18 protein-coding genes are annotated in these 26260 nt (G+C 59.7%); 8 read left to right on the top strand and 10 right to left on the bottom strand.

The genetic code is table 11. The annotated features are described in order from the left end of the window. The first annotated feature begins 60 nt into the window (after nucleotides 1-60). From OHL20_RS11040 to moaC, 3 genes are all read left to right on the top strand, one after another. The gene (locus OHL20_RS11040; RefSeq protein ID WP_263383245.1) at nucleotides 61-1248 is read left to right on the top strand and encodes a tetratricopeptide repeat protein; all 1188 of its coding nucleotides are present in this window, start codon (nucleotides 61-63) and stop codon (nucleotides 1246-1248) included. A gap of 64 nt (nucleotides 1249-1312) precedes the next feature. Then, nucleotides 1313-2527 (top strand): molybdopterin molybdotransferase MoeA, encoded by a 1215-nt coding sequence (locus OHL20_RS11035; protein WP_263383244.1) that lies wholly within the window; start codon nucleotides 1313-1315, stop codon nucleotides 2525-2527. 9 nt (nucleotides 2528-2536) lie between these two features. After that, complete coding sequence (gene moaC / locus OHL20_RS11030; RefSeq protein ID WP_263383243.1) at nucleotides 2537-3007, top strand: cyclic pyranopterin monophosphate synthase MoaC; 471 nt, start codon at nucleotides 2537-2539, stop codon at nucleotides 3005-3007. Here the strand turns inward: moaC and egtD are convergent. The 3 genes from egtD to OHL20_RS11015 all read right to left on the bottom strand — a co-directional run bounded on the left by egtD (nucleotide 3004) and on the right by OHL20_RS11015 (nucleotide 6290). Beyond that, nucleotides 3004-3987, bottom strand: a complete 984-nt coding sequence (gene egtD / locus OHL20_RS11025) for an L-histidine N(alpha)-methyltransferase (RefSeq protein WP_263383242.1) — start codon at nucleotides 3985-3987, stop codon at nucleotides 3004-3006. The genes moaC and egtD overlap by 4 nt on opposite strands. Before the next feature lie 74 nt (nucleotides 3988-4061). Beyond that, nucleotides 4062-5372: an ergothioneine biosynthesis protein EgtB gene (egtB, locus tag OHL20_RS11020; RefSeq protein WP_263383241.1), complete on the bottom strand. Its 1311-nt coding sequence runs from the start codon at nucleotides 5370-5372 to the stop codon at nucleotides 4062-4064. A gap of 141 nt (nucleotides 5373-5513) precedes the next feature. Further along, nucleotides 5514-6290 carry a VIT1/CCC1 transporter family protein gene (locus OHL20_RS11015; RefSeq protein ID WP_263383240.1) on the bottom strand — a complete coding sequence of 259 codons (777 nt, stop codon included), beginning with the start codon at nucleotides 6288-6290 and terminating at the stop codon, nucleotides 5514-5516. Nucleotides 6291-6398: 108 nt separating this feature from the next. Here OHL20_RS11015 and OHL20_RS11010 point away from each other — a divergent pair, with 108 nt between their 5' ends. The 4 genes from OHL20_RS11010 (at nucleotide 6399) to OHL20_RS10995 (ending at nucleotide 13791) form a co-directional block, all read left to right on the top strand. Beyond that, nucleotides 6399-7100 (top strand): hypothetical protein, encoded by a 702-nt coding sequence (locus OHL20_RS11010; RefSeq protein WP_263383239.1) that lies wholly within the window; start codon nucleotides 6399-6401, stop codon nucleotides 7098-7100. 29 nt (nucleotides 7101-7129) lie between these two features. Next, nucleotides 7130-10612 carry a TonB-dependent receptor gene (locus OHL20_RS11005; RefSeq protein WP_263383238.1) on the top strand — a complete coding sequence of 1161 codons (3483 nt, stop codon included), beginning with the start codon at nucleotides 7130-7132 and terminating at the stop codon, nucleotides 10610-10612. A gap of 2 nt (nucleotides 10613-10614) precedes the next feature. Then, complete coding sequence (locus tag OHL20_RS11000) at nucleotides 10615-12813, top strand: VWA domain-containing protein (protein WP_263383237.1); 2199 nt, start codon at nucleotides 10615-10617, stop codon at nucleotides 12811-12813. 219 nt (nucleotides 12814-13032) lie between these two features. Then, the gene (locus OHL20_RS10995) at nucleotides 13033-13791 is read left to right on the top strand and encodes a tetratricopeptide repeat protein (protein WP_263383236.1); all 759 of its coding nucleotides are present in this window, start codon (nucleotides 13033-13035) and stop codon (nucleotides 13789-13791) included. A gap of 3 nt (nucleotides 13792-13794) precedes the next feature. Here OHL20_RS10995 and OHL20_RS10990 read toward each other — a convergent pair whose 3' ends face one another. The 5 genes from OHL20_RS10990 to OHL20_RS10970 form a co-directional block, all read right to left on the bottom strand. After that, the gene (locus tag OHL20_RS10990; RefSeq protein WP_263383235.1) at nucleotides 13795-13974 is read right to left on the bottom strand and encodes a DUF5522 domain-containing protein; all 180 of its coding nucleotides are present in this window, start codon (nucleotides 13972-13974) and stop codon (nucleotides 13795-13797) included. After that, entirely contained in the window at nucleotides 13975-18369 is a 4395-nt protein-coding gene (locus OHL20_RS10985; protein ID WP_263383234.1) for a DEAD/DEAH box helicase, read from the bottom strand. It lies immediately after the preceding gene. Between the two features lie 33 nt (nucleotides 18370-18402). Then, nucleotides 18403-18990, bottom strand: a complete 588-nt coding sequence (locus tag OHL20_RS10980) for a KdsC family phosphatase (protein WP_263383233.1) — start codon at nucleotides 18988-18990, stop codon at nucleotides 18403-18405. A 52-nt stretch (nucleotides 18991-19042) separates the two neighbouring features. Further along, a complete protein-coding gene (locus OHL20_RS10975; RefSeq protein ID WP_263383232.1) occupies nucleotides 19043-19345 on the bottom strand; it encodes a hypothetical protein in 303 nt (100 codons plus the stop codon). A gap of 190 nt (nucleotides 19346-19535) precedes the next feature. Further along, complete coding sequence (locus OHL20_RS10970; RefSeq protein ID WP_263383231.1) at nucleotides 19536-19745, bottom strand: hypothetical protein; 210 nt, start codon at nucleotides 19743-19745, stop codon at nucleotides 19536-19538. A gap of 301 nt (nucleotides 19746-20046) precedes the next feature. Here OHL20_RS10970 and OHL20_RS10965 point away from each other — a divergent pair, with 301 nt between their 5' ends. Continuing rightward, nucleotides 20047-20559 carry a hypothetical protein gene (locus tag OHL20_RS10965; protein WP_263383230.1) on the top strand — a complete coding sequence of 171 codons (513 nt, stop codon included), beginning with the start codon at nucleotides 20047-20049 and terminating at the stop codon, nucleotides 20557-20559. A 208-nt stretch (nucleotides 20560-20767) separates the two neighbouring features. Here OHL20_RS10965 and OHL20_RS10960 read toward each other — a convergent pair whose 3' ends face one another. Further along, nucleotides 20768-22111: a hypothetical protein gene (locus OHL20_RS10960; protein WP_263383229.1), complete on the bottom strand. Its 1344-nt coding sequence runs from the start codon at nucleotides 22109-22111 to the stop codon at nucleotides 20768-20770. 295 nt (nucleotides 22112-22406) lie between these two features. Further along, nucleotides 22407-25772, bottom strand: coding sequence for a vitamin B12-dependent ribonucleotide reductase (locus OHL20_RS10955; RefSeq protein ID WP_263383228.1), 3366 nt, complete (start codon nucleotides 25770-25772; stop codon nucleotides 22407-22409). Nucleotides 25773-26260: the final 488 nt, after the last annotated feature.

Here is a 26260-nt window from a genome sequence, read left to right as displayed (position 1 = left end):
TTTCGTAGAGCGTAACCTAAACAGGAGCGTCGTTCGGTGGCGCCGGGGAGAATGAACGTGATGAAGCGATTTGGATGGATTCTTGGTGGCTCGCTGGCAGGAGCTCTTCTTGCAGTCATGACGGTAGCGGTTCCGGCGCGGGTATTCGCCCAGGATGCGGCTGGTGCCAGTATGCATGGCCATGTGCAGAACGCCATCGGACAACCGGTAACCACGGGCGAAATAAAACTGACGACGGATCGTGCTTCTGACGCGAAGAGCCGCAAGTATACGTACACCTTTCCGCTCGATGCGACCGGCAACTACAAAGGTACGGGCATCAAGCCGGATAACTACGTTGCAATCGTCTTCCAGCAGGATAAGAGCCTGGACTTTGTCGACAGTGTGGTCTTCAAGGCCGGCGACGATAAGACGGTTGATTTCGATATGACGCGCAAGGAGTACATCGACAAGATGACTCCGGAAGAGAAGAAAGCGCTCGAAGAGTACAAGAAGAAGAACGCCGATGTAACGAGCGCGAACTCGAAGATTGCCAATCTGAATACACTTCTCACGCAGGCTCGTGCGGACAACAAGGCTGGCAACTACGATGCGGCGATGACTGCGATGCAACAGGCGACGACGCAGAAGCCAGATGAGGGCATTCTTTGGGTGACGCTTGGTGATGCGCAGCTTGGCTCAGCCGACGCGGCACTGAAGGCGGCGAAGGCGGCGGGTAAGCCGGCTAGCGATCCTGATGTTACGGCGAAGTTCAACGATGCCATCACTTCGTACAAGAAGGCGATCGAGTTGAATGCAGCCTCGAAGAAGCCAAGTCCGGATACAGCAGCGGCGGCTGAAAACCAGATGGGCCAGGCATACGGCAAGATGGGCGACTCAAAGAATGCTGCCGACGCTTACGACACGGCTGCCAAGGCTCTTCCGGCGAATGCTGGCATGTACTACTTCAACGAGGCAGCAACGCTGTATAACGCTGGCAAGATCGACGATGCGGGAGCGGCTGCGGATAAAGCGATTGCTGCCGATCCGAAGCGTGCCGATGCGTACTACATCAAGGGCCAGTCGCTGATTCCAAAGGCTTCGGTTGACTCGAAGACGCAGAAGATTACAGCTCCTCCGGGCTGCGTCGAAGCGTATCAGCAGTACCTTGAATTATCTCCAGATGGACCCCATGCGCAGGAGGTCAAGGATATTTTGACCGGTATCGGCGCACAGGTGAAGTCGAGCTACAAGGCTGGCAAGAAGTAACGACAAACTGTACGAACGAGGCCCCGGGCATTGCTGCCCGGGGCCTTTTTTGCTGGAGAGATCGATGCCGGATAACGTGTTGGATTTCGAGCAGGCAATTGCGTTGGTCCTGGGGTATGCTGCCGGACTGACGGCTACTGAGGTGGAAGAGGTCGGGCTGCTGGAGGCGCGGGGACGTGTGCTCGCCGGGAATGTGATGGCCGACCGAGATCAGCCGCCGTTTGACCGTTCGACGCGGGATGGCTTTGCAGTGCGCGTGGATGAGGGTCGTCTGACGGAGCTGACGGTGGCCGGGCAGGTTCGAGCCGGCGAGATGTGGACCGGCGAGGCGTTGGGGGCTGGGGTTGCGATCGAGATTATGACAGGTGCGCCTATTCCTGCCGGCGCGAATGCTGTGGTGATGGTGGAGCATGTGGAGCGGCTGGAAGGATCGATTCGGGTAAGCCGAACGCTGCAGGCTGGGGAGAACGTTGTTCCTACGGGTAGCGAGGCTCGCGCGGGGCAGGTGGTGATTGCTGCTGGTACGTTGGTCGAGGCTGCGGAGATTGCGCTGGCTGCGGCTTGCGGGCGGGCAAGGTTGTCGGTCTTTTGGCGGCCGAGGATTGCCATCGTGGCGACGGGCGATGAGTTAGTGGAGTTGGATGAGGTGCCGGAGTTACAGCAGATTCGCAACTCCAACAGCTATGCGCTGGCGGCGCTGGTTGAGGCTGCGGGTGGTGAAGCGGTCCGCATGCCGATTGCCAAGGATGTGCGCGAGGCGGTGCGGACGGCGATCGAGAGCGGACGGCGGGCGGACTTGTTGGTGCTTTCGGGTGGGGTTTCGATGGGCCAGTATGACCTCGTCGAGGAGGTGCTCGGTGCGATGGGGGCTGAGTTCTTCTTCACGGGTGTAAGGATGCAGCCGGGGAAGCCGGTGGTGTTTGGGCGGCTTCCGGCAACAGGTGACTTCCCTGCTCAGTACTTCTTTGGGCTGCCGGGAAATCCTATTTCAACGCAGGTGACCTTCCATGTGTTTGTTGAGCCGATGATTCGGGCTCTGTGCGGAGCAGGGGCAGGTGGGCCGCGCTTTGTGCAGGCTACGCTGGCGGAGGATGTGGCGGGCAAGCCGGGGCTGACACGGCTGCTTCCTGCGCGGCTGGACGGGGTGGAGGTGAAGCTGGTGGGGTGGCAGGGGTCGGGCGATCTTGCGGCGAATGCGCGGGCGAATTGCTATGCGCTACTGCCTGCTGACCGCGAGGGGTTCGACGCGCGAGAGGTCATTCGCATCCTGTTGCGATAGGCTGTGAGAATGACTGAGAAGCTGTCGCATTTCGATGAGGCCGGGCAAGCGCACATGGTCGACGTGAGCGCCAAAGCGGCGACGCGGCGCGAGGCTGTGGCGGCGGCGTTTGTTGAGCTATCCGACGAGGTGCTGCGCGCGCTGCCGGACAATCCGAAGGGAAATCCGCTGGAGGTGGCGCGCTTTGCCGGGATTCAGGCGGCGAAGCAGACGGCGAGTTTGATCCCGATGTGCCATCCGCTGGCGCTAAGCTTTGTGGACGTGCAGGCTACGGTGGTTGAAGGCGGCGTTGCGATTCAAGCTACTGCGGCTACGACTGCGGGTACGGGTGTCGAGATGGAGGCGATGGTAGCGGCGTCCATTGCAGCCTTGACGGTCTATGACATGACGAAGGCGCTGGACAAGGGGATTCGGATCCGCGAGATCGTACTGCTGCGGAAGAGCGGCGGCAAAAGCGGAGAGTACCGGCGGACGGTTTAGCTGGCTTCGGCTAAGGTGACGGCGAACAGATTGTTCGGATCGTTCCAGGTGCGGACGGATGTGAAACCGGCACTCTGCAGCAACGAACCGACCGATGTGGCGGTGAACTTGTAGCTGTTCTCGGTGTGGATGGTTTCGCCGGGTGCGAAGTCGATGGTCAATGCGGGACAGGATGCGTTGGCAGGGATATGGACGCGCTGCGAGACGGTTGATTCGAGGTGCATTTCGATGCGTGACTCGGCGGCGTTCCAGATGGACTTGTGGGCGAAGTTTTCGAGACGGAAGTTTGCGCCCAATTCGCGGTTCAATCGCGTGAGGACATTGAGATTGAAGGCAGCGGTGACGCCGGAGGCGTCGTTATAGGCGGCCAGGAGGGTGGCCTCGTCCTTTGCAAGATCGGTGCCGAGCAAAAGACTGTCGCCGGGACGAAGTTGTGAGCGGAGGATTTGTAGCACCTCGAGGGCATCGTTCGGAGCGAAGTTGCCGATGCTTGAGCCTATGTAGAGGGCGAGGGTACGGACGCCGGGCTGGCGCTTGAGCTTGAGAGGCTCTGAGGTGTAGTCGGCTACCTGGGATAGGACCATGACGCCCGGGATATGGGTCTCAATGTTGTCGCGAGCCTCGTCAAGGGCGGTCTGCGAGACGTCGACAGGCTGGTAGACGACGTTCGTCTGACGGCGGACGGCGGCGGCGAGGAGGATGCCGGTCTTGGTGGCTGTGCCCGCTCCCAGTTCTACGAGGGTAAGGTGATGCTCACCAGCGGCCTGGGCGAGGATCTCATCGGCGTGCTTGGCAAAGATGCTGCGCTCTGTGCGGGTGAGGTAGTACTCGGGCAGGGTGGTGATCTGCTCGAAGAGATGCGAACCGGCCTCGTCGTAGAAGAGCCAGGGCGTTAGGGTCTTCGGGGTTGCGGAGAGCCCTTGAACAGCTTCGTAGGCAACAGCGGAGGTAACTTCAGGAGCAGTTGCGATGGAAGACATTCAGATCCCTTGGTTGGTTGTGCAGGTTGGTTGGTCTGCGTAGTAAGGACGCAGGGCAGGCGGAAGATGGATTGTTATTGGGCAGCATCCTTCGCAAGGCGAACACCGGAGAACTGCCAGCGGGTCGATGGACCGAAGAAGTTGCGATACGTGGGACGGATATGGGATGCCGGGGTGACGCAGGAGCCGCCGCGCAGAATGACCTGGCTGGACATGAACTTGCCGTTGTACTCGCCCAGGGCGCCAGGGAGGGGATGGTAGCCGGGATAGCCGGTGTAGCCGGACTGGGTCCACTCCCAGATGTCGCCGAATAGCTGTTGTACGCCGGATCTGGAGGTTGCGGGAGTGGGGTGGAGGTTGGCGGATTCGATGAAATTGCCAGAGGCCGGGTTGAAAGGCTGCTGGACGGCGGCGTACTCCCATTCGAACTCTGTGGGGAGTCGACAACCGGCCCACCGCGCGTACGCGTCGGCCTCGAAGAAGCTGAGGTGACAAGCCGGCGTTTCGCTGAGGGCTTCGAGCGGCTGAAAACCCTTGAGGGTGTAGATCGACCAGCCCGAGGTGGTCGTTTCATCGCGACGCCAGTAGAGCGGGGATTGCCAGCCGTCAGCACGCATGGTCGACCAGCCTTCGGCGAGCCAGAGTTCTGGGCGGCGGTAGCCGTTGTCGTCGATGAAGGCGAGGTACTCAGCGCAGGTGACGGGGCGGGTTGCGAGTTGGAAGGGCGCGATGTAGGTGGTGTGGCGCGGGGTCTCGTTATCGAAAGCGAAGGCCTCGAGGGCGGCAGGATCCGGGGTGATGCCGATCTCAGTGAGGCCGGGCGCGAAGTTCACCCAGTCTTGCGGGGGCGCCATGGTCTCGGGCTCTCTGCGGCCTATGAGTTCCGTGTAGGCGGGATGCAGGGGGTTGGTGAAGAGGGCGTGTTTGACGTCCGTGGCAATGAGCTCCTGATGCTGCTGCTCGTGCTCGAGGCCCAGGACGATGCGACGAACAGCTTCCTCTTCGGGTGCTTTCTCGAGGAACGTTGAGATGGCCGCGTCGACGTGGGTGCGATAGGCCAGAATAGCGTGGAGCGGCGGGCGCGAGAAGGAGGCGCGCAGCTTTTTCTCCGGCATCTCTCCGAGCGAGTTGTAGTAGCTGTTGAAGAGCCAGTGAAAGTCAGGATGGAAGGGCTTGTAGTCCGGGACGAACTCACCAAGGATGAACGTCTCGAAGAACCAGCTTGTGTGAGCGAGGTGCCACTTTGCGGGGCTGGCATCGGGCGAGGACTGAACCATGAGGTCTTCGGGCGAAAGCGGCGCGATGAGGTGCATGGTCGCCTGACGGACGGCATGGAAGCGCGCAAGCAGAGTTGTCGCGGGGGCTACAGTCGAAATTGTCGGCATAGATCGTTTCTCTTTTGTTACGCGAATCGAGTAGTTAGATTCCCGCCACGCCCGGGTGACTCTCTAATTTGGTGAAGCTCAGGAACTTCTGTGAGATGCAAAGACTGCATACAGGCGTTGGATGCGCGGCGGAGACGATGGTTACGGATGGTGGGCGTTAAGGAGGCGGGCGAGTTCGTAGGCTGCGGCGGCGGCAGCCCCGCCGATAAGCACTGTCTGGATGGCGCTGCGTAGGGAGCCTGTGCCGACGAGTCTGCCCTTCAGGGCTCCAAAGATGCCGAGGGCAAGGAGGGTGATGATTACGGACAGGCGTAGCGATTCGGAGGCATTTTCCACGAACATGTACGGCAGCAATGGCACAATGCCGCCGGCGATATAGGAGAAGGCGATGGTAAGGGCGGAGCGGTGGGCGCGGTTGGGTGCGGGCTCTTCGAGGCCAAGCTCGAAGCGCATCATGAAGTCGACCCAGGCTTTGGGGTTCCTTTTTAGGGCGGCAAGGACGGGGCCCGCGCTCTCGCGGTCGACGGAATACTGCTCGAAGATCTCGTAGATCTCCTCCTCCTCGTCGTGGACGCGCTCGATGACCTCGCGCTCTTCGCGGCGGCGTTCGGAGACGTAGTGCTCGGCGTCGCCGCGGGCAGCGAGATAGCCGCCTAGACCCATGGCGATCGAGCCGGCAGCTATTTCGGCCAGTCCGGCAAGAACGACGATGTGTGCGGAGGCGACTACGCCTGAGAGTCCGGCGGCGAGCGCGAAGGGTACGGTGAGGCCATCTGACAGGCCAATCACCACGTCGCGGACGACGTCAGTGGACTCGAAATGATCTTCGATGTGGGGTCTGCCGGCTACATCATGCATGGCGGGAGTGTACCGCAGGCAGCCCAACAGAATGGTTGTCGAGCGATTGTGGAGACGCATTGGCGTCTTTCCAGCGGTTAAAACGTCTCAATGGAACAAGTTTGAGATGATTTGTTGGACAGGTGCCTGAAGATGCCAGGTTTCGGACGGAGATGGGCCCTACTTTGTTTGGCGGCCGTTGGCGTGATGGTGGCGCACGCGAGCCGCAATGCGGAGGCCCAGGACGAGAGCACCGAGGGTCTGGCTGGTGGACAGATGGTGCGCGGCATCGTGACGACTACAGCGGCGAATCGGCTGGCGATCAAGACGGACAAGGGTGATACCTACCAGATCACGGTAACCGACAACACGCGCATCGTGAAGGACCGGCAGCCTTTCAAGCTGACAGCGGTACGGGCTGGCGATACTGTAGGAGCGATGGGAGTGCTGGACGCCCCAACCAGGACAGTGCACGCTTTATTCGTGATGGTGGTGGACGCTGAAGAGGTGAAGAAGGCGCGTGAGGGGTTGGGCAAGGTCTATATCGCCGGTAAGGTGACGGCGATCGACGAGTTGAAGCTGACGGTCCAGCGACCGGATGGGGTGAGCCAGGTGATCGCGGTGGATGAAGGGACGTCTTTCCGCAAGGGCGGTCGGCAGTTGCAGTCGGCGATTGATGGCACGGGGCCATCGGAGGTGGTTCCAGGCGGTGCGCCCGGCGGCGAGAGCATTACGCTTGCGGATATCAAGGTGGGCGACAACGTTGCGGGCAAGGGTGAGTTAAGGGGCGGAATCTTTGTGCCGAGCCAGCTTGGTGTCGGTGACCCGTCAACGCGGCGGCGTAGACGGTCGGAGGGAGCGGGATCTGCTGGCGCTCCAGGGCCGCAGTAGCGATGAGAGCGACGAGGAGATCTGTGGGCTTGAGAACGATACGGCTGAATTCGCTTGCAGTAGCGGCATGGATCGCCGGTGGTCTGCTGTTTGCGACGGCAGGTGGCGCTGCGCAGACTGCTCCGACGGAAGCTCCCGCTGCGGTGCAGGCTCCGGTGGCTGATGCTGCGCAGGGTGGGACGATTAAGGGAGCGGTGAAAGCCGGAACGATTCCGCTGCCGGGTGTAAGCGTCACGGCGACAAACACTCTGACGGGCAAGAAGTACGCTACGACCTCGGACGTGGAGGGCAGCTTCGCCATGACCATTCCGAAGAATGGCCGCTATGTGGTGAAGGTAGAGTTGGCGGCGTTCGCGAGCGCGACGGCCGAGGTGCTGCTGAATGCTGCCGGGCAGAACGGCGGCAAGGCGGAGCAGCGGGCGGACTTCGGGATGCAGCTTGCCTCGCGAGTGGCGGCGCAGGAGACGCAGCAGGCAAATACAACACGCGCCGCCGCAAGCGCCATCGGACGCGGGCTGCAATCGCTGAGCGTGGCGGGCGACACGACGTTCGCAGACGCTACGGCGGCTGCGGGTAACTCGGGTGTCCAAATGCCGACGCTCTCCGGAATTGGAACGGGCGATGGTGCGCTGTCGACGGATTCCGTGACGGTGAGCGGCCAGATTGGGCAGACAAATGGATTGGCGAATTTCAATGAGGATGAGATTCGGCAGCGCATCCAGGATGCGATCGGGCAGGCGCAACGACAGGGCGGCGCAGCGGGAGATATGGCGGGCGCGGTTGCCGGGATGCTTGGCGGCATGATGGGAGGCGGTGGTGGTTTTGGCGGGCCCGGTGGAGGCGGCGGAGGGCGTGGCGGACGCGCTGGTGGCGGTGGAGGAGGAGGATTCCGAGGATTTAATCCCACCCAGCCACATGGTGCAATTTTCTACCAGGGCGGCAATGCGGCGTTGAATGCGACGACTTATTCGCTGACCGGCGCTCCCGATATTAAGCCGGCGTATAGCTCAAATCGTTTTGGCGTGAGCTTTACCGGCTCGCCTTCAATTCCAGGTGTGATCAAGGCGAACTCGAAACAGTTTATCTTTCTCAATGTGACGGGGCAGCGGAACATCAATCCGCAGAACTTCTATGGAACGGTGCCGACGCTTTCAGAGCGGGGCGGAGATTTTTCGCAACTGACCCAGACGGGTGCGACGACTGTCGTGCCGCTGTTTGATCCCACTACCGGCAAGCAGTTCCAGAACAATGTGATTCCGACGCCGCGCCTTTCGCCGCAGGCGCTTGCGCTGTTGAACTACTATCCGGCACCGAACATTCCGCTGGCGGGAACACAGGGTTACAACTATCAGACGATTACGACGGCGGGGTCGAATGCGACGCAGGCGGCGCTGCGGTATGTGAGGAACTTTGGCGCTACACCGCCGCAGGGGGGTGGCCGTCGGGGAGGCGGTGGCGGCGGGAGGCAGGCAGCGGCTAACGGACCGAAGGCATTGCGGCAGAACATCAACTTCAATGGAAGCTACTCGCATACGGCGAGTGACAGCCCGAATATCTTCCTTCCGCTTGGCGGGGCTACGGAGTCGACCGGCTATGGCATCACGGCTGGCTATACGATCGGCTATGGGCGGCTGACGAATAATGCTTCGCTGAACTGGAATCGCTCCAACAGCATGACGCGCAACTATCTCACAAACGGGCAGGTGAATCCTGCGCTGAATGCGGGAATCACGGTCGGTAATGCGGCGATCCAGAGCAACCCGTTTAACTATGGTGTTCCATCGCTGACGTTTTCAGGATTTACCAGCCTCGCAGAGACGTCCCCTAGCGAGGCTATTAGTCAGACCATCTCGTTGAGTGATTTCGTGAGTTGGAGTCATAAGAAGCACAACATGCGCTATGGGATCGACGTGCGGCGAGTTCATGCGGACAGCATCGGCTCGGCGAATGTGCTGGGCTCGTTTACGTTTTCGGGATATGCGACACAGAGTCCGACGGCGGCTGCAGCGGCTGCTAACAGCACAACACCGCAAGTGAGCGGCTCGGGGTTCGCAGACTTTCTGCTTGGGCTTCCGCAGCAGTCAGCGATTCAGGCAGGGCTGCAGAAGACGTATCTGCGGGCGAATGTTTATGACTGGTATGCGCAGGATGACTGGCGCGCACTGCCCAGCCTAACGCTGAACTTCGGCTTGCGCTATGAGTACTTCTCACCATACGTGGAGAAGAATAACCACCTCGTCAATCTGGATCACAACGCGGATTTCACCCAGGTTGCCGCTGTCGAGCCGGACCAGAAGGGGCCTTACAGTGGAGCGTTTCCTCGATCGCTGGTCAATCCGGATCGCAATATGTATTCGCCACGCATCGGATTTGCCTACCGGGTTAAACATCTTAAGGAGACGGTTCTTCGAGGTGGCTATGGGATCAATTACAACACCGGGCAGTACGCTACCTTTGCGCGGCAACTTGCGTTTCAGCCACCCTTTGCGGTGACGCAAACGAACATCGTAAATCAGCAGGGCTGCGGCGTCTTTACGCTGGCGAACGCCTTCAACTGCTCGACGGCGCCGGTACAGAATAACTATGCCGTCAATCCGAATTACCGATTGGGCCATGTGCAGATCTGGAATCTGGACATACAGAAGACCTTGCCTCTTGGGATCGTCGCCAATGTTGGCTACAACGGTGCAAAGGGCGGAGATCTTGATATTGTTCGAGCTCCTAACCGGACAGCAACGGGCCTGCTGAACACGGCGGCACAGGCGTTCAACTATGAAGATTCGCTTGGCTACTCGCGGTTCGAATCGCTGAGCGTGAACGTGCGCAAGCGACTCCAGAAGGGTGTGTCTCTCCAGGCGACCTATCAGTATGGACACTCGATCGACGATGCTTCCTCGATCGGGGGTGGGGCTTCCGTGGTGGCGCAGAACGATCTCGATCTCAATGCGGAAGAGGGGAACAGCACCTTCGACGTTCGGCATAAGGTGACGGGAAACTGGGTGCTCGAACTGCCGTTTGGACCAAACCGGGCTTACTTTACGAAGGGCGGTTTCTGGTCGAAGGCGCTGGATGGTTTCTCGGTCTCGGGCGACTTTACCTTTGCGACGGGAACCTACTACACGCCACGTTACCTCGCGACCGTCGCCGAGACGAACACCGGAACCAACAACACGCTGCGGCCCGATCGGAACTTTGCAGTGCCGATCGCGGGGGCTGGGCGGATTCAGCAGTGGTTCAACCCGGCGGCGTTTACGGCTCCGCCGAATGGCTTTGGAACGGCTTCGCGTGGGTCTATCGAGGGGCCGGGGATCGTTGGGATTGATGCTTCCCTTTCGCGCACCGTATCGCTGGGGGATACGCGTTCTTTTGAGGCGCGCGTGACAGGAAACAATGTCTTCAACACAGTGCAGTACTCGGGCATCAACACCACGTTGAATTCGAATACCTTCGGTCAGGTCACTTCCACAGCAGCGCAGCGAACGATCTCGATGATTGCACGGTATCGGTTCTAAGGATGAGAGACGCGCTGAAACTTTACGATCGAAAAGGCTGGTGGCGCGCAGGACGGAGCGGCGTTGCTACGGTGCTCGGCAGCCTTTTGACTCTCCTTCCGGCGACTGGCTGGACGCAACAGCAAGGTGACGCGGGAACCTTCACGCTGAAGGTGCAGACCGACATTGTGTTGACCAACGTTGTGGTGCGCGATCGGAAGACGGGTGAAGTCGTCAAAGATCTGAAGGCTAGCGACTTTACCGTTCTCGAGAACGGCAAGCCACAGAAGATCGCCAGTTTCGACTATCAGAATGTAGACCAGGCGGCGGTGTTGCATGAGAAGACGACGGTAAGCGGCAAGGCTACGATCGCTGACCTGCTCGATCCACATTTAGCGGCAAATAATGGAGAGTTGCGGGATCATCGGCTGATCGTGATGTTCTTTGATCTCAGCAGCATGCAGCCCGAGGATATTGATCGCGCGGTCGAGGCGGCGCAGGACTACATCAACAAAAAGATGCAGTCCGCAGATCTCGTGGCGCTCGTGAGCATGGCGACCAGCCTGAATATGGATCAGGATTTCACTGCGGATAAAGCTAAGTTGCTCTCGGGGGTTGGCAAGTACAACGGGACGGAAGGCACGGGTTTCGCGAACGGTAATGAGGGTGGAAACTCGGGCGGAACGGCGGATAACGGATCGTCCTTTACGGCGGATGACAGTGAATATAATGCGCTGAATACGGACCGTGAACTCTATGCGATCCGCACCATTGCAAAGAGCCTGGAGCGGGTGGATCAGCGCAAGAGCATGCTTTACTTCAGCGGCGGGCTGACGCGGCAAGGCATCGAAAATCAGGCGAGTATGCGGGCTGCCACGAACGAAGCAGTGAAGGCCAACATGGCGATCTACAGTGTCGACTCGCGCGGATTGGAAGCACTGCCGCCGGTCGGCAATGCGTCCACGGGAAGTCTGCGCGGAACGGCTGCGTACAGTGGTGGCGCCATGCAGAGCATGCTGGACGCTAACTTCGGCTCGCAGGAGGTGCTGGGTACACTTGCCTCCGATACGGGCGGAAAAGCGTTCTTTGATTCAAATGATTTCGCTCCGGCATTTCAGCAGATTCAGCACGATACCGAGGCGTATTACATCGTCGGTTTCCACTCGACGAATACTGCTCGCGATGGAAGCTATCGCCACCTGACGGTGAAACTCAATCGGCCTGACGTGAAGGTCGACTACCGTCCGGGTTACTATGCGCCGGCTGACTTTCAGCATGCCAAGACCGAGGATCGTGAGCTTGCACTGACCGAGCAGCTTCGCAGCGACCTGCCTGCTACGGACGTTGCGCTCTACCTGCAAGCGCTGTACTTCCGCTTGGAAGATAACAAGTTTTTCGTGCCGGTCTCGCTGATCGTACCGGGTTCGCAGATTCCATTCGTAAAAAATGGCGACCGCGATAAGGCGACGATCGACGTGATCGGGCAGGTAAAGAATGCGCAGAATATTCCTGTCGGCAACATTCGGGACACCGTGAAATTGGAGTTGGACGCGGCACAGCAGGTCAAGCGCAAGAACATTCAGTACGCTACCGGATTCACGCTGGCGCCCGGAAAGTATCATCTGAAGTTTGTCGTTCGCGAGAACCAGACGGGAGCGATGGGAAGCTTCGAGACGGACCTGCAAGTTCCGGACCTTCGCAAGACGCCGCTCAAGCTGAGCTCGATTGTGCTTGCCAGCCAACGTTCTCCGAACGCCGCTAAGAAGTCAGTCAACCCCCTGGTGCGGGATGGGGTGGAATGGATTCCAAACGTTCCGCATGTCTTTCGGCAGGACCAGCATCTCTACTTCCTCTATGAAGTTTATGATCCCGCGCGGCAAAAAGGAGCGCCGGTGCAGGCTGCATCGCCCGGGCTGGGACGACGCGAGAGTGGACCGGTGCGGGTGCTGACGAGTATCGAATTTATGATTGGCGGGACGAAGGTCTATGAGACGCCGCTGGTTGAGGCTACCGCGATCAATATTCCGGAACGAGGCGCAGTGGCGTTCCAGTTCGACGTGCCGCTGGCCCAGCTGAAGCCGGGAACGTATGTCTGCCAAGTCAACGTGATCGATGATGCCGGCGGCAGTTTCAGCTTCCCCCGACTTGCGATGATGGTGACGGCGCCGACGGCCGTTCCTGCTCCAGCTATACCTGCAGCAAATGCCTCTCCTGCCCTGTGAACATGTCATTTGACAGTCGCATCATGGCGGTGCATCATACTTTGCGCTCGCCTTGGTGGTGCTGCCATGTGTTTTCCGCAACGAAATATCCCCACGCTTCTTCTTATCTTGAGCTTCTGGATCCTCCCTTCCCTGCTTGCAGCCCAGGAGTCTGACACGGCACAGAGCGTGCGTGCCCGACGTCATGAAGACCCACAATGGCTTAGCGTCAAGGATCACTTGCCTGACCTGGTGACGGCTCCCCTGTTGACCCTTGAGGCACAAGGGGACCTGCTCCGTGTGCGACGCTTTCCGGAGGATGCGCTCGAGTTTTACATGGCTGCACTAAGGCGTGGCGGACCATCAGCAAATTTGATGAACAAAGTAGGCCTGATCCAATTGGAGTTGCGCAATGTAGTGCTGGCGCAGGGATACTTTCGAGAGGCGATCAAGGTTGACCGCAATAATGGTCAGGGCTGGAACAATCTTGCAGCTACCGAGTACCTGGAGCGCCAGTATGGTGCGTCCGTGAGCGACTACAAGAAAGCAGTCAAACTGTCCAAGACCAATGCTGTCTTTCACGCCAATCTGAGCACCGCCTACTTCGAGACGAAAAACTACAAGAATGCTCGCCGAGAGGCAGACGAGGCGCTGCGCCTGGACCCGCTTGTGTATCAACATACGAATGGGGCCGGCATCTCAGCTCACGTGCTAACGGTCGAGGATCGCGCTCGTTTCGCCTACGAGATGGCCAAGCTTTATGCGCAACATGGCCAGGAAGAGGAGATGCTGCACTCCCTTGCGATTGCCAGCGAGAATGGCTTTGACATCGTTTCCAAGATGACAAAAGACCCCGTTTTGGCGAAGTACAAGGACGATCCACGTGTTGCTTTGCTTGTGATGACCGCGAAGGCACTGCACCTGGGCGACCCCTCCGTGATTGCGAACACTGCTGCCGTCAATCGCAAGATGCTGGACGCCAGCACGCAGCCTCACTAACGGCTACTTGTAGGGGCAGTGGCGGCAATCGGAGTTGCAGCAGTAGCCGCGCTTAAGATGATAGGCGGCAGTGAAGACCACGTATGGTCCCTCATAGTAGAACTCCTCGGGGGCGAGTTCGTCCGGCACAGCCTCTTGAGCCGGTTCAGGGGATGGCTTCGTGGATTGTTGCGTGCCGGGCATCTAGAACAATCTTAGATGGGGCGACGGTACTGTGGGCAGAATACCGGCCGGGACTAGAGCGGGTTGGGCTTCCTGTTCATCCGGTGAAGCGTCTTCGCGGTAGACCGACCCGTTGTGAAAGCGCACGTGCTTGCCCGGGACGGAGGCGATTCGGTCGCCGGGAACAACGATGCCGGAGAGGTTCATCGGGTCTGCTGCCGCGACCGTGATGATCTCCGTGGAACCTTGATGGCGAGCGGCGCGAAGGCTCTCGACGGCTGGCGGAAGTGCGAACTGCTCTCCGCCAAAGCCCGAGACGAAGCGGCCGCCACGCACCTCACCTCGGGCTTCGAGGCGCCGCAGGATGTTTAGCAGATCGCGCCATTTAGGGGCATTTGACTCGCGGGCGAGGAGGTCGCGGAAGAGGACGCCATAGCGTGCGAGCAGCATGCGGGCGGCGGATTCGAGTGCGGCGTCGGTATTGCGCGCCTGCTCGATCGCAGTCGGGGCAACGTGGACCTCCTCGCAAAATAAGGACCAGCGGCCAGCAGAGCTGCGAGTCTTTTTTTCGGGAGCGGCGGCGATGGATTTACGACGTGGGTCCATCATGCAGCGGAGTTGATCGAAGCCGTCTGCTGCTGCGAGGCCAGCGGTCGCAAGTTCCCACAGCGCGTGTTGGGACTGGGGGCGGCTGAGGTTAAGAATGCGTTGCACGTCGTTCGAAAAACAGGCGCCCCGCTGTTGTAGGAGGGCGCGGACCTGGAGGGCTTCCGGGCTGAGAGCCTGCTGGAGTTTGGCGTCTTCCACACACTGCTGGGCGAGCGCGTGCGGTAGCCAGTCGGCGGTATCGCGGATGAAGAACGTGATGGGCGCGGCGTTGGTTGGGATAACGCGGCGCGGGGCTGAGCCGTCGCCAACCGACCAGGCCGGGTGCGGCGAGACGCGACCCCAGCCGACGGCTCCCGAGAGGCAAAGATTATCGAGGCAGCGTGGATCGTAGTTGGCGATGCGCGCCGGGAGGAGAGTTCGTTCCCACTCGATGGCGGGAGCTTCAAAGCCTTCCAGCTGCGAGAGCGCTTCGAGGACGCCATCCTCGCCGCTAAGTTGTGTCTGCGGAGCAAGATGCTGCCAGCCGAGTAGCCAGCGCATGTAGACCGCCGGGGTTACGGCTTCAATCTGCTTTCGCAACGTGCCAAGTGCGAGGCGATGGATGCGCTGAAGAATGCGGCGCTCGCACCATTCGATCTCGTGCTCTTCAGTGGTGGCCACATGCTCGAAGGCTCCGCGCATGAGCAGGCCCTGCATCTCCATAGCGAGGAAGGCCTGGTAGATGATCGCCGGATCAAGCGAGAGTCGTGTGGCCAGGGCAATTGCAGAGACAGGGCCCAAAATTTGTAACCATCCACGAACACATTTTGCGCTGGCTTCTTCTTGTGTAACCTTTACTGTTGCATTTGAAGGAACAACCCACAGCGCACTTACCTGCGGAAGACATTCTGTGGCGATCCAGCAGGGAATGCCGGCGCAATCGACCGTCTGGGCGCGTCCGGTGCGGGTCAGCTTTTCGTAGAAGAATGGCCAGTGCTGTGCATCCTTTGTGTCGATCGAGGCGAGTGGAAGTGCGACAAGGCCTTGGAGCAGATCGTGCAGTTCGTGCTCATCGCGGAGGTCGGGCCAGCACTCGCGGCGTACGGTGTCGATGGCGTGTTGATCGAGTCGGCCTGTCTGGTTGAGGACGCTATCGGGAAGACCTCCGCGCAGTGAAACAGCCTTGGCGCGGCGCTCCTCGAGGCCCGCCTCGTCAAGGAAGGCGTATGGGTTTGCGTTGAGAAGCTCGTGCGCAAACTGCGATGGAACGGGCGTGTCGACGGCGAGACAGCGGATGCTCCCGTCCGCAATTCCGCGTAGCACCTCGACAAGCCCTTCGAGGTCCATTGCCTCCTGCAGAACATCTTGCATGACCTCGCGGACGAGCGGGTGATCGGGGATCTGGATGTCACCGACGATGGTTTCGAAGCATGCGGCAGCTTGCGGAAAGACGCTTGCCATCAGGTCTTCGGAACGGGTGCGCTGGATCTGCGGCGCGATGCGTTTGCCCTTCGACATGCGGAGGAGTTGCAGGGAGCGTCCGGCGGCCCAGCGCCAGCGATTCTTGAAGATGGGTGACGCAATGGCAGCCTGTTCGAGCAGTTCCTTGGCGGTGTGCTCGGAGAGGAACCGGAAGACATCCGAGAGGGGGAAGCTGTGCTGCTCGGCGAGCGAGATGTTGATGCCGTTGTCGGTGGTAGCGGCCTGTAGCTCGAAATTGAAGCCGCGGCAGAAGCGCTTGCGCAGGGCGAGGCCCCAAGCTTTGTTGATGCGGCCACCGAAGGGCGCGTGCAGGATGAGCTGCATGCCGCCGCCGTCGTCGAAGAATCGCTCGGCGATGATGGTCGTCTTAGACGGGACGGCTCCGAGCACGGCGCGGCCGGTGACGATGTAGGTAATGAGCTGCAGGGCTCCGGAGGCGCAGACGCCGCAGACTTCACTGAGCCAGTCGATGGCAGCGGCTACCTCGGGCTGCGAGGCGGAGAGGAAGCCGGGCGAGACGTTTGGCGTGCGCTCGGAGATTTGCTCGCGGAGATCGCCTACGCCGTCGCAGAGGACGGCGGTTCGCTGCGGTGCTTCGCCCTCCCAGAAGGGCAGGCTTGGCGGTGCGCCGTGAGCGTCTTCGACCAGCACGCGGCCGACGGCTTCGACGCGCTGGATGCGCCAGCTGGTGTTGCCGAGGAGGATGACATCGCCGGCGCTCGAGTCCACGGCGAAGTGCTCGTCAAGCGTGGCGATCTGCACACCTTCCGGCTGAAGGATGACGCTGAAGGTAGCGATATCCGGGATTGCGCCGCCGTTGGCGATGGCGATCATGCGGGCTCCGCGACGGGGGTGAAGCTGGCGCTGGATGCTGTCATGGAGCAGATAGGCGCCGTAGCGGCCACGGCTCACTTCGATGCCGTTGGCAAGCAGGCCGATGAGTTCGTCGAAGTGCTCGCGGGTGAGGTCGCGGTAGGCGTAGGCGCGGCGCAGGGCGGTATAGAGTGCGTCCTGATCCCAGGATTCTGCCCCGCATGCGGCGACGATCTGCTGCATGAGGACGTCCATCGGCTGAGGCGGAACTTGGAGCAGGTCGAGTTCGCCGGCGCGCATCTTGCGGATGAGTGCGGCCTGTTCGAGGAGGTCGTCGCGCGTGGTGGCGAAGAGGCGGCCCTTCGGAATGGCTCCGCGCCAGTGGCCGGCACGACCGACGCGCTGCATCGCTACGGCCACGTTGCGAGTGCTGGCGATCTGGCAGACGAGGTCGATGTCGCCGATGTCGATGCCGAGTTCGAGCGAGCCGGTGGCAACGAGGATCTTGATCTCGCCCCGTTTGAGGCGCTGCTCGGCGTCGAGGCGGAGGGTGCGGGAGAGCGAGCCGTGATGTGCGGCGACGTGCTCGATGCCAAGGCGTTCGGCGAGGGCGAAGGAGATCTTCTCGACGAGGCGGCGGGTGTTGACGAAGACCAGGGTGGAGCGGTGGTTCTCGGCGTGGACGGCTAGCTTGTCGAAGATCTCTTCCCACATGCCGTTGGTGGTGACGGAGCTGAGTTCGTCGCTGGGGACTTCGATGGCGATGTCGAGCTCGCGGCGCTGGCCTACCTGGATGATGTTGGCGGGCTTCCGGGAGGCGTCGATGCCGGTGAGGAAGTCGGCTACGAGGGCGATGGGGTTCTGGGTTGCGGAGAGGCCGATGCGCTGCGGGCATTCGGCGGAGCCGGTGAGGAAGGCTCCGGGGGCCAGCTTATTCTCGCCGCAGACGAGAGCGGTGAGGCGTTCGAGCGAGAGGGCTAAGTGGGCTCCGCGCTTGTTGCCGGCGACAGCGTGGATCTCGTCGACGATGATGGTCCGGACGCGGCGCAGGTGCTCGCGGGACTTGCCGGCGGTGAGGAGGATGTAGAGCGACTCAGGCGTCGTGACGAGGATGTGGGGTGGGTGCTTGAGCATGGCGACGCGCTCTTTGGGGAGGGTGTCGCCGGTTCGGACGCCGGTGCGGATGCCGGTTGAGAGGTAGCCGCGCTCCAGGGCTAGTTGCTGGATCTCGGCCAGCGGGCCGTCGAGGTTCTTCTGGACGTCGTTCGAGAGGGCCTTGAGGGGCGAGATGTAGACGACCTGGGTCGTGGGGCTGAGGGAGCCGTCGATGGACTGGCGGAGGAGCTTGTCGATGCAGACTAAGAATGCCGCCAGGGTTTTGCCTGATCCAGTGGGCGCGGAGATGAGGGTCGCCTCGCCTGCTAGGATGCTTGGCCAGCCGTGCGTCTGCGGCTCGGTGGGGGTGCCGAACTTCGTGACGAACCACTCTGCCGTGACTGGATGAGCCCAGGAAAGCTCCGGGGGGATTTCCATTGGCTGATTGTACTGCGTTCGCTTTTTGTGCGCCTACATGTTTCCACTGCCGACGTCGGAGGCTGCGGCGGCGGGGTTGTCGGCTTCGAGGTACTCTTCGATGACCCGGTCGAGTGAACCCTGGGCTTCGAGGATGAAGTCGATGGCGTCGCGGCCTGCGCCCTGTCCGCCGGGGTGGGGGGTGGTGTAGTGACAGGCGCCTTTGACCTGGGGTCGGGCGTTGGCGGTGGCGATGGCCAGGCCGCAGACCCTGAGGATGGGGAGGTCTACGATGTCGTCTCCGACGTAGGCCAGTTCGTCTACGGTGATGCCTGCTTTGGCGACTATCTCGTTCATTGCAGACAGCTTGTGAGCCTGGCCCTGGTAGATGAATTCGAGCTTGAGGTCGTTGGCGCGGATGGCTACTGTCTGGGATTGGCGCTTGGTGATGATGCCGACGCGCAGGCCGCCGAGACGGGCGAGGGAGATGCCGAGGCCGTCGTGAGCGGCGAAGCCCTTGGCCTCGATTCCCTTTCCGTTGGCGTCGGGGATGACGAAGATCTGGCCGTCGGTGAGGACGCCGTCTACGTCGAAGATGATGACTTTAATCTTTTTGGCTCGGTCTTGAGCGGAGAGGGACATGACCTGATGATACGTGGCGAGCCCGAGGGGAGGATCGGGCTCGCCTGTGAGTCTAGCGCCAGTAGCCTTCGTGCCAGACGTGGCCGCCGCGTTCGCCGCGCCACTCACCGGGGTACCAGACTGCTCCTGCATGCGGTGGACGGCGGTAGGCTCCGGCTGTCCAGACGTAGCGCTGGCCGTCCCAACGGTGGTAGCCGGGGACCCAGTAGTAGCCGGGGCGGGCGACGGGGACGACTTCAACCGGGCGCGGTGGCGGTTGGCCGATACGGACGACGATCTGGGCGCCAGCGACAGCAGTTCCTACGGAGAGGAGAAGGGCCGATGTTGCGATGAGGAGATTCTTTTTGACGTTCATGGTGGCTCCTTGATGATCCAGAGGTGTAGACCTGAGGGGGAGTCATTAGTTGCGTTTTGGACTTCAATCTTTGATTTTTTCGTTTTGGTCCAAGTATCTAGGTCGCTTGTTATGAAGCACTTAGGACCTCAGGTCTATTCAAAGTATTCAAAGGAATGGACTTAGGGGCAAAGTACACAAACGAAATGGGTTAACGAGACAGTGGATGCTCTCGGTCGAGTTCCGGGCGATAGTTTCGGCGGGTGTCCCAGGTCTTGCGGCCGCGTTCCGGTTCGGGTGCGAGTGTTGGTGGTTTGGGGATGTGGCGGGCCACGTTCTGGGCGTGGGCCTCGCGGAAGTGCTGGCGGAAGGCTGGGTCGGCGAAGGGGTTCTGGTTGACGACGGTCGGGGTTCGGGACATTCTGGTTTCTCCTTGTGGGTTAAATGAGGAAAGCTGCAGCGGAGCCTGGTGGCTCTTTTGCAGCTTTTTATCCCTGTTAACAGTTTACCGGATTGACCTAAACTCATCCGCCAACTATTTTTGACTATTTTCGAGGTTGGCTTGCGCGGAAGGGTGCGTCTTTATTGGCGTTTGATGAGGGTGAACTTTTGAGGGAGGTCGCGGGGGCTTGACACGATTTTCGGAGGGCGCGTTTCGGGGGTGAGGATGTTCACTTTACTCGATGGAGGTTCGGCGGTAGGGTGTTGGGCGGGAGAGCGCCATGGCGAGGTCGGATGAGAAGGAGTTGACGAAGTATCAGCGGGAGAAGCTGGAGAAGACGCCGAAGGAGTTTGGGTGCGGCATCCTGCATTCCTCGATTGAAGAGGCGCTGATCCATGCGCAGATGAACCTTGGGATTCGGAGCAGTACAGGGGTGGTGCTGGTGCCGACGATGCCGTACCTGGGGACGATGGGGCACAACTCCGGCACGGTGGTGGGGTGGCAGGTGAACGCGAACAAGCGCTATCGGCTGGACGTGGATCGGAACCTGAACCATACGTTCTATGGGAAGCGGCCCGCCGTGGTCTTCGACCCGGAGGGGCTGACGCTGAGCGAGATGATTGCGCTGAAGGGGCCGCAGGGCGTTCATGTGAATGAGGAGGATTTCACGCGGGCCACTCGGCAGCGGATCAGTCATCCGACGGAGAGTATTGCGGAGCGGGCGGATACGTACTGGCGGAAGTGGTCGAAGCAGTTTGGGGTGCCTGGGTTTATCAAGGCGGAGGATTTGTAGGGGTAGGCGCAACAACATAAAACAGACGACTACATTCAAGGTGGTTTTCCAGACAGCGTTACGCGTGGAGGACTTGCACACCAGCTAAGTTGTAAGTTCCAGTAGAGGATTAACTTCTTGCGTGATCGCGCTAAACCTGTCTTTAAGATACTGGCGATCTGCATCTGCAACCGTAAATTCGGTACTCGCCTTCCAAGAACCCATGGACTCAGGGTCGTTTGCGATCCCATTCAGCCAGCCAGGACGACATAGATCTCGTTCTAAGGGTGTGAACAAAATCATTTAATGTTGCACATCCTGTACAAAGTAGCCTTTCGCATATGATGTTCGCTCCTGACCGGGTGCTCACCTTGTCGAACTCCGCACCAAGGATTTTACTTATTAACAAACAATCCCCAATAGAGTCAGACATAAGAACCAGAGGGAATATCTTAGTTACCTGAGATAGATCAACTCCCTCTACCAGGGTCGCCCTATCCTCACTTCTAAGAAGCGCAATGGAGCGTGCCAATTGGCCACCACCTTTCGCCTTTCCGCGTTCATTTGTAATCAGCTTCAATGTAATCTCCGCATCTAGATTTTCGACAACTCCGCTGTACTTAGATACAGCAGTAAACATTGAAGCTTTATATTCAATCATTACTAACTCTGTTCCGCACAAGATCATGCCGTCGCAAAACTCCTTTTCTGGATGTCGCGCAAAACGAGGCGAAGGTATGAAGTGGTTTTCGCCTTGGCAGTTTGCACCAAGTATTTCATTTATGTACTCTTCAAAGACTGCCCCCCAAAATCTCGGCAACTTACTTTTTGCGTCCTCGGAAGACGAAAAAATTTCCCAATAAGCACCAGCCCAAAGTTTCTGTAAGATAAATGCCAAATCAAGCCCAAAATAAACATTCCCCATTTTTATTAGTGGATGTTGGCGAAATATTGTGAAGTCATTTGCGCCACAGTCACGACGGACAATTTCGGCACGGAACTTCTCGCGCGTTGCCCCAACCTGTAACCAGAAGAGCTCTTGCGTCTTAATAGATAGGTTGCTCTTCTGCCAGTAATCGCTGGGGTAAAAGAGTTTATAGCCAATTTTTGCGGTGTAAGAGACCGAATTCCCAACAAGTAGGGATAAACACATCGCGAAATAGACACGAAGGTCTAATCCCGTTTTTCCGAGAAATACTTTTTCGAAGTCTATGAAATCGGGATGACGAAGAAGTTTTCGAGGATGAATAAAGATCATATCGAAAGCTTGCACCGCTATGCTTGCAGTGTCGGCTCCAGAATATTCGTCGACTGCGATAAACTCACTCAGCAGATGCTTCGATCGAACGACTTCATCTACACTGTCCATGAATGATCGATCTTGTATATGAAATTGATCGCTGATCATCAAGAGTATTAATCCCGGGTCTATGGGCGCGGCAATGAAGTTTTCACCATACTCGGGGCAATGTTTCATCGCCGCTTTAGCGAGATACAAGAATTGACGACGATGGAATGGTTCCTTCTTGGGTGATAAAGCGGTAATTGGTCTCGTCATGTCATAAATGATCATGTCGCCCAAGATTCCCGGGTAAAGGGCCCTCACAAGCTGCCTGCTGAAGAATAAGGACTCTTTATCGGGTCCGTTCCACAAAGATAGTTGACTACCCATCCGCAGGCAAAACGTTAGTACCGATTCAAGAGAGTACTTAGAAAGTCTCCTCGCAACATCAGAATCTGAGGCTGCACTCGTAAAGTACTGCTCATAACTGATAAAGACACCAAATTGTGCGCCTCTCAATATACAACTCCATAAAAAAGAAGAGGCGACCTGATCAGGCCGCCCCTTGGGTTAGTTTGATGCTGCGTTAGCTGCAGCCGGAGGTGCTGCCGCAGGACATGCAGCGGTAGCAGGAGCCGCTGCGGGTCATTATTGAGCCGCAGGTGGCGCAGGAGGGGGAGTCGCCCATGTCGTAGAGGTCCTTCATGGCGTCGGCTGCGTGGTAGATGCCTCGGTCTTCGAAGGAGGTTGTGGTGGAGGGTTCGAGGCCGCTGCGGGCCTGGAGGTCGGGAGCGATACCACCCTGGGGGGCGGTGCGGTCGGCGTACTCGCTTTCGAAGGGGTGGATTGGGGTGTCGCCCGGTACAGAAGCAGATCCCTCCGCTTCGCTGCGGGATGACGAATCAGTCGATGACTGACTGGACACCACCGTGTTGACGGGTACCGAACTGGTGAATGATTCGCTCCCGTTCGATCCGACGACACGATTGGCGGGCGAGGTGATGTGGCCGTGGACGGGGACGTGGGTCTGGGGGGCGAGACCGCTGAAGAGGTCGAGCTGGTGGCCGGAGAGGAAGCGGAGCTGAATCCAGCGGAAGATGTAATCCATGATGGACTTGGCGTAGCCGATTTCGGGGTTGCCGGTCCAACCGGATGGCTCGAAGCGGGTGTGGGCGAACTTCTCGCAGAGGACCTTGAGGGGGACGCCGTGCTGGAGGGCGAGGGAGATCGCCGTGGCGAAGGAATCCATGAGGCCGGAGATGGTGGAGCCCTCTTTGGCCATGCGGATGAAGATCTCGCCGGGGCACTGGTTGGGGTAGAGGCCGACGGTGAGGTAGCCCTCGTGTCCGCCTACGGCGAACTTGTGGGTGACGGAGGCGCGCTCGGAAGGGAGACGGTTGCGGACGGCGCGGGGTGGAGCCTGGGCGTCGGTGGAGTCTGAGTTCTGCGTGCTGGCGGCGAGGATGGCGGTGAGCTGGTTGTTGATGGTGGTGAGCTGGAGCTCGAGGTCGGAGATGCGATTGGCTGCAGCAGCCTTCTCGGCGACGATGGCCTCGTCGATCTCGATGGAGCCAGCCTCTACGTTGCTTACCTTGTCGACGGCTTTTGTACCCTTCTTGTTGTCATCCGTTTGAGCAGAGACGTTGAGGGGCTGGGTTCCCTTGGAGTTGTCGCGGTAGATGGCTACGGCCTTAATGCCCTGTCGCCAGGACTCGATGTAGGCCTCGGCGATGTCGTCGACGGAGCAATCCTGCGGGAGGTTGACGGTTTTGGAGATGGCTCCGGAGAGGAAGGGCTGGGCTGCGGCCATCATCTTGATGTGGCCCATGTAGTGGATGCTGCGGGTTCCCTTGGCGGGCTTGAAGGAGCAATCGAAGACGGCGAGGTGCTCGGGCTTGACGCCGGGCGCGCCCTCGATGGTGCCGGTGGCGTCGATGTAGCTGACGATGGCGTTGACCTCTGCCTCGGTGTAGCCGAGCTTGATGAGCGCGGAGGGTACGGTGTTGTTGACGATCTTGATCATGCCGCCGCCGACGAGCTTCTTGTACTTGACGAGGGCGAGATCGGGCTCGACGCCGGTGGTGTCGCAATCCATCATGAAGCCGATGGTGCCGGTGGGGGCGAGGACGGTGACCTGCGAGTTGCGGTAGCCGTGCTTCTCACCGTGGGCGAGGGCGCCATCCCAGGCGTGCTTGCTGGCGGCGATGAGGCCGTCTAAATTTTGAACGGCGAAGGGCTCGGTTGAGGTCTTCGACTTGCCGATGTGGTTGACCTCGGCGCGGTGCATGCGGATGACGTCGAGGAAGGGCTCGCGGTTAACGTAGAAGCCGGGGCAGGCTCCGCCGGTGATGTCGGCACGCTGGGTGAGGGGCGTGGCGGCACCGAGGGGGGCGCAGGTCTCGGCGATGCGGGCGGACTGCCAGTAGGCGTCGCCGCAGAGGATGGCGGTGAGGGTGCCGGCGAAGTCGCGGCCAGCGTCGGAGTCGTAGGGGAGACCGAAGGCCATGAGCAGCGCGCCGAGGTTCGCATAACCGAGGCCTAGGGGGCGGTAGTCGTGCGAGTTCTTGGCGATCATCTCGGTGGGGTAGCCGGCCGAGTCCACGATGATCTCCATCGCGGTGGTGACGATGCCGATGGCGTGGCGGTAGGCGGGGATGTCGAACTGGCCACCGGGGGTGAGGAACTTCAGCAGATTGAAGGACGCGAGGTTGCAGGCGGAGTCGTCGAGGAACATGTACTCGCTGCAGGGGTTGCTGGCGTTGATGCGGGCGGTGTTCTTGGAGGTGTGCCACTTGTTGATGGTGGTGTCGTACTGCATGCCGGGGTCGCCGCACTGCCAGGTGGCCTCGGCGAGGGTGTGCATGAGGTCGCGAGCCTTGAAGGTCTTGACGGGGTGCTTGCCCTTGACGGTGAGGGTGGTGAAGTCGCCGTCGGACTCGACTGCCTGCATGAACTCGTCGGTGACGCGGACGGAGTTGTTGGCGTTCTGGAAGAAGATGCTGCTGTAGGCTTCGCTGTCGGGGCCTGAGCCGTCGTAGCCAGCCTGGGTGAGGTGCCAGGCCTTCTTCTCTTCCTTCACCTTGCACTCGATGAAGTCTTCAATGTCAGGGTGCTCGATGTTGAGGACGACCATCTTGGCGGCGCGCCGGGTCTTGCCGCCGGACTTGATGACACCGGCGAAGGCATCAAAGCCGCGCATGAAGCTGAGGGGGCCGGAGGCGGTGCCGCCGCCACTGAGGGTTTCCATGCTCCCGCGAATGCTGGAGAGGTTCGAACCTGCGCCTGAGCCCCACTTGAAGAGCATGCCCTCGGTCTTGGCGAGGGTGAGGATGGAATCGAGCGAATCCTGCACGGAGTTGATGAAGCAGGCGGAGCACTGGGGCTTGGAGTAGCCGGTGACGGAGAACTCGATGGCGCAGGTGTGGGGGTTCCAGTGCCAGTTCTGGGCATCGGAGTTGGGCTCGAGGCGATCGCAGCCGACGTTGAACCAGACGGGCGAGTTGAAGGCGACCTTCTGGTTGAGAAGAAGGTGGCAGAGCTCGGCGTAGAAGATCTCTGCATCGCCAGTGGAGGCGAAGTAGCCGTCGCGGATGCCCCAGTCGCGGATGGACTCGGCGACGCGGGTGATGAGGGCACGGACGCCTGACTCACGCTCTGCGGTGCCGTTGAGGCCGTGGAGGTACTTGGAGGCGACGATGTTGGTCGCGGTCATGGACCAGTCGGCTGGAACTTCTACGGCCTTCTGCTCAAAGATAAGGTTACCCTTCCAGTCCTGAATGACCGCATCCCGCTTCTCCCAGACGATCTCGTCGTAGGGGGAGACACCGAGCTTCGAGAAGTGGCGCGTAAAGGCGAGACCTGGGGCCTTGGCGGACTTTTTGGCGGTGGGCTTCTGGGTGGATGCGGACTGTGTGGCTGCCTGGGGGAGGGTAGCGTTATCGATCGGGGCCATTCGGTGGTACTCCTTCATATTTGATGAGAAAAACTAAGCTTCGATCCCCAGCGGTGAGGCTGTGGGAGGGGGTATTTACCGGGTATGTCCGGGTACGGCGCTAATGCAGGCGGCAGACCGAATATGCAATTCGGTGGCATGACCACAGGAGAAAGTTGAAGCAACGAAACAGAATGTCGGCCTCTACTTTCGGGCCTCGCAATCGTGAAACTACCGCCCCCTATGGGGTGTGTCAAGTGTAAAGCACAACCCCTAGTGTTGGTATGGGAGATAACCCTGTTTACAGGGGGTTCACAGACCGAAACGGGAAAATCTTTGAAATCTTGCCTGTGGAATCTTGAATGAGCAGGTAGGAAGCGGGATTTCGGGTGTTGTTTAGCGCTGGATTGAGGGTAGGCTTTTGGGGGTCGTGGAGCAAGGGTGGAATGAGGTGGAAAAGTGGGAAACAGGATGGCATTACTGAAGATGTCGATCTTGTTGACGCAGGG

The sequence above is a fragment of the Granulicella arctica genome (assembly GCF_025685605.1).
GTDB lineage: Bacteria > Acidobacteriota > Terriglobia > Terriglobales > Acidobacteriaceae > Edaphobacter > Edaphobacter arcticus.
Note: the sequence above shows the minus strand (reverse complement) of the source record. Positions and strands in the feature narration are given on the sequence as shown.

Excerpts from the sequence above, each read along its gene's own strand:
- OHL20_RS10990 (WP_263383235.1), bottom strand. The coding sequence starts at position 13,974 with ATGCCCGGCACGCAACAATCCACGAAGCCATCCCCTGAACCGGCTCAA.
- moaC (WP_263383243.1), top strand. The coding sequence starts at position 2,537 with ATGACTGAGAAGCTGTCGCATTTCGATGAGGCCGGGCAAGCGCACATG.
- OHL20_RS10960 (WP_263383229.1), bottom strand. The coding sequence starts at position 22,111 with ATGATCATTTATGACATGACGAGACCAATTACCGCTTTATCACCCAAG.
- egtD (WP_263383242.1), bottom strand. The coding sequence starts at position 3,987 with ATGTCTTCCATCGCAACTGCTCCTGAAGTTACCTCCGCTGTTGCCTAC.
- OHL20_RS10970 (WP_263383231.1), bottom strand. The coding sequence starts at position 19,745 with ATGTCCCGAACCCCGACCGTCGTCAACCAGAACCCCTTCGCCGACCCA.
- OHL20_RS11035 (WP_263383244.1), top strand. The coding sequence starts at position 1,313 with ATGCCGGATAACGTGTTGGATTTCGAGCAGGCAATTGCGTTGGTCCTG.
- OHL20_RS10955 (WP_263383228.1), bottom strand. The coding sequence starts at position 25,772 with ATGGCCCCGATCGATAACGCTACCCTCCCCCAGGCAGCCACACAGTCC.
- OHL20_RS10965 (WP_263383230.1), top strand. The coding sequence starts at position 20,047 with ATGGCGAGGTCGGATGAGAAGGAGTTGACGAAGTATCAGCGGGAGAAG.
- OHL20_RS10985 (WP_263383234.1), bottom strand. The coding sequence starts at position 18,369 with ATGGAAATCCCCCCGGAGCTTTCCTGGGCTCATCCAGTCACGGCAGAG.
- OHL20_RS11000 (WP_263383237.1), top strand. The coding sequence starts at position 10,615 with ATGAGAGACGCGCTGAAACTTTACGATCGAAAAGGCTGGTGGCGCGCA.
- egtB (WP_263383241.1), bottom strand. The coding sequence starts at position 5,372 with ATGCCGACAATTTCGACTGTAGCCCCCGCGACAACTCTGCTTGCGCGC.
- OHL20_RS10975 (WP_263383232.1), bottom strand. The coding sequence starts at position 19,345 with ATGAACGTCAAAAAGAATCTCCTCATCGCAACATCGGCCCTTCTCCTC.
- OHL20_RS10980 (WP_263383233.1), bottom strand. The coding sequence starts at position 18,990 with ATGTCCCTCTCCGCTCAAGACCGAGCCAAAAAGATTAAAGTCATCATC.
- OHL20_RS11015 (WP_263383240.1), bottom strand. The coding sequence starts at position 6,290 with ATGCGTCTCCACAATCGCTCGACAACCATTCTGTTGGGCTGCCTGCGG.
- OHL20_RS11040 (WP_263383245.1), top strand. The coding sequence starts at position 61 with ATGAAGCGATTTGGATGGATTCTTGGTGGCTCGCTGGCAGGAGCTCTT.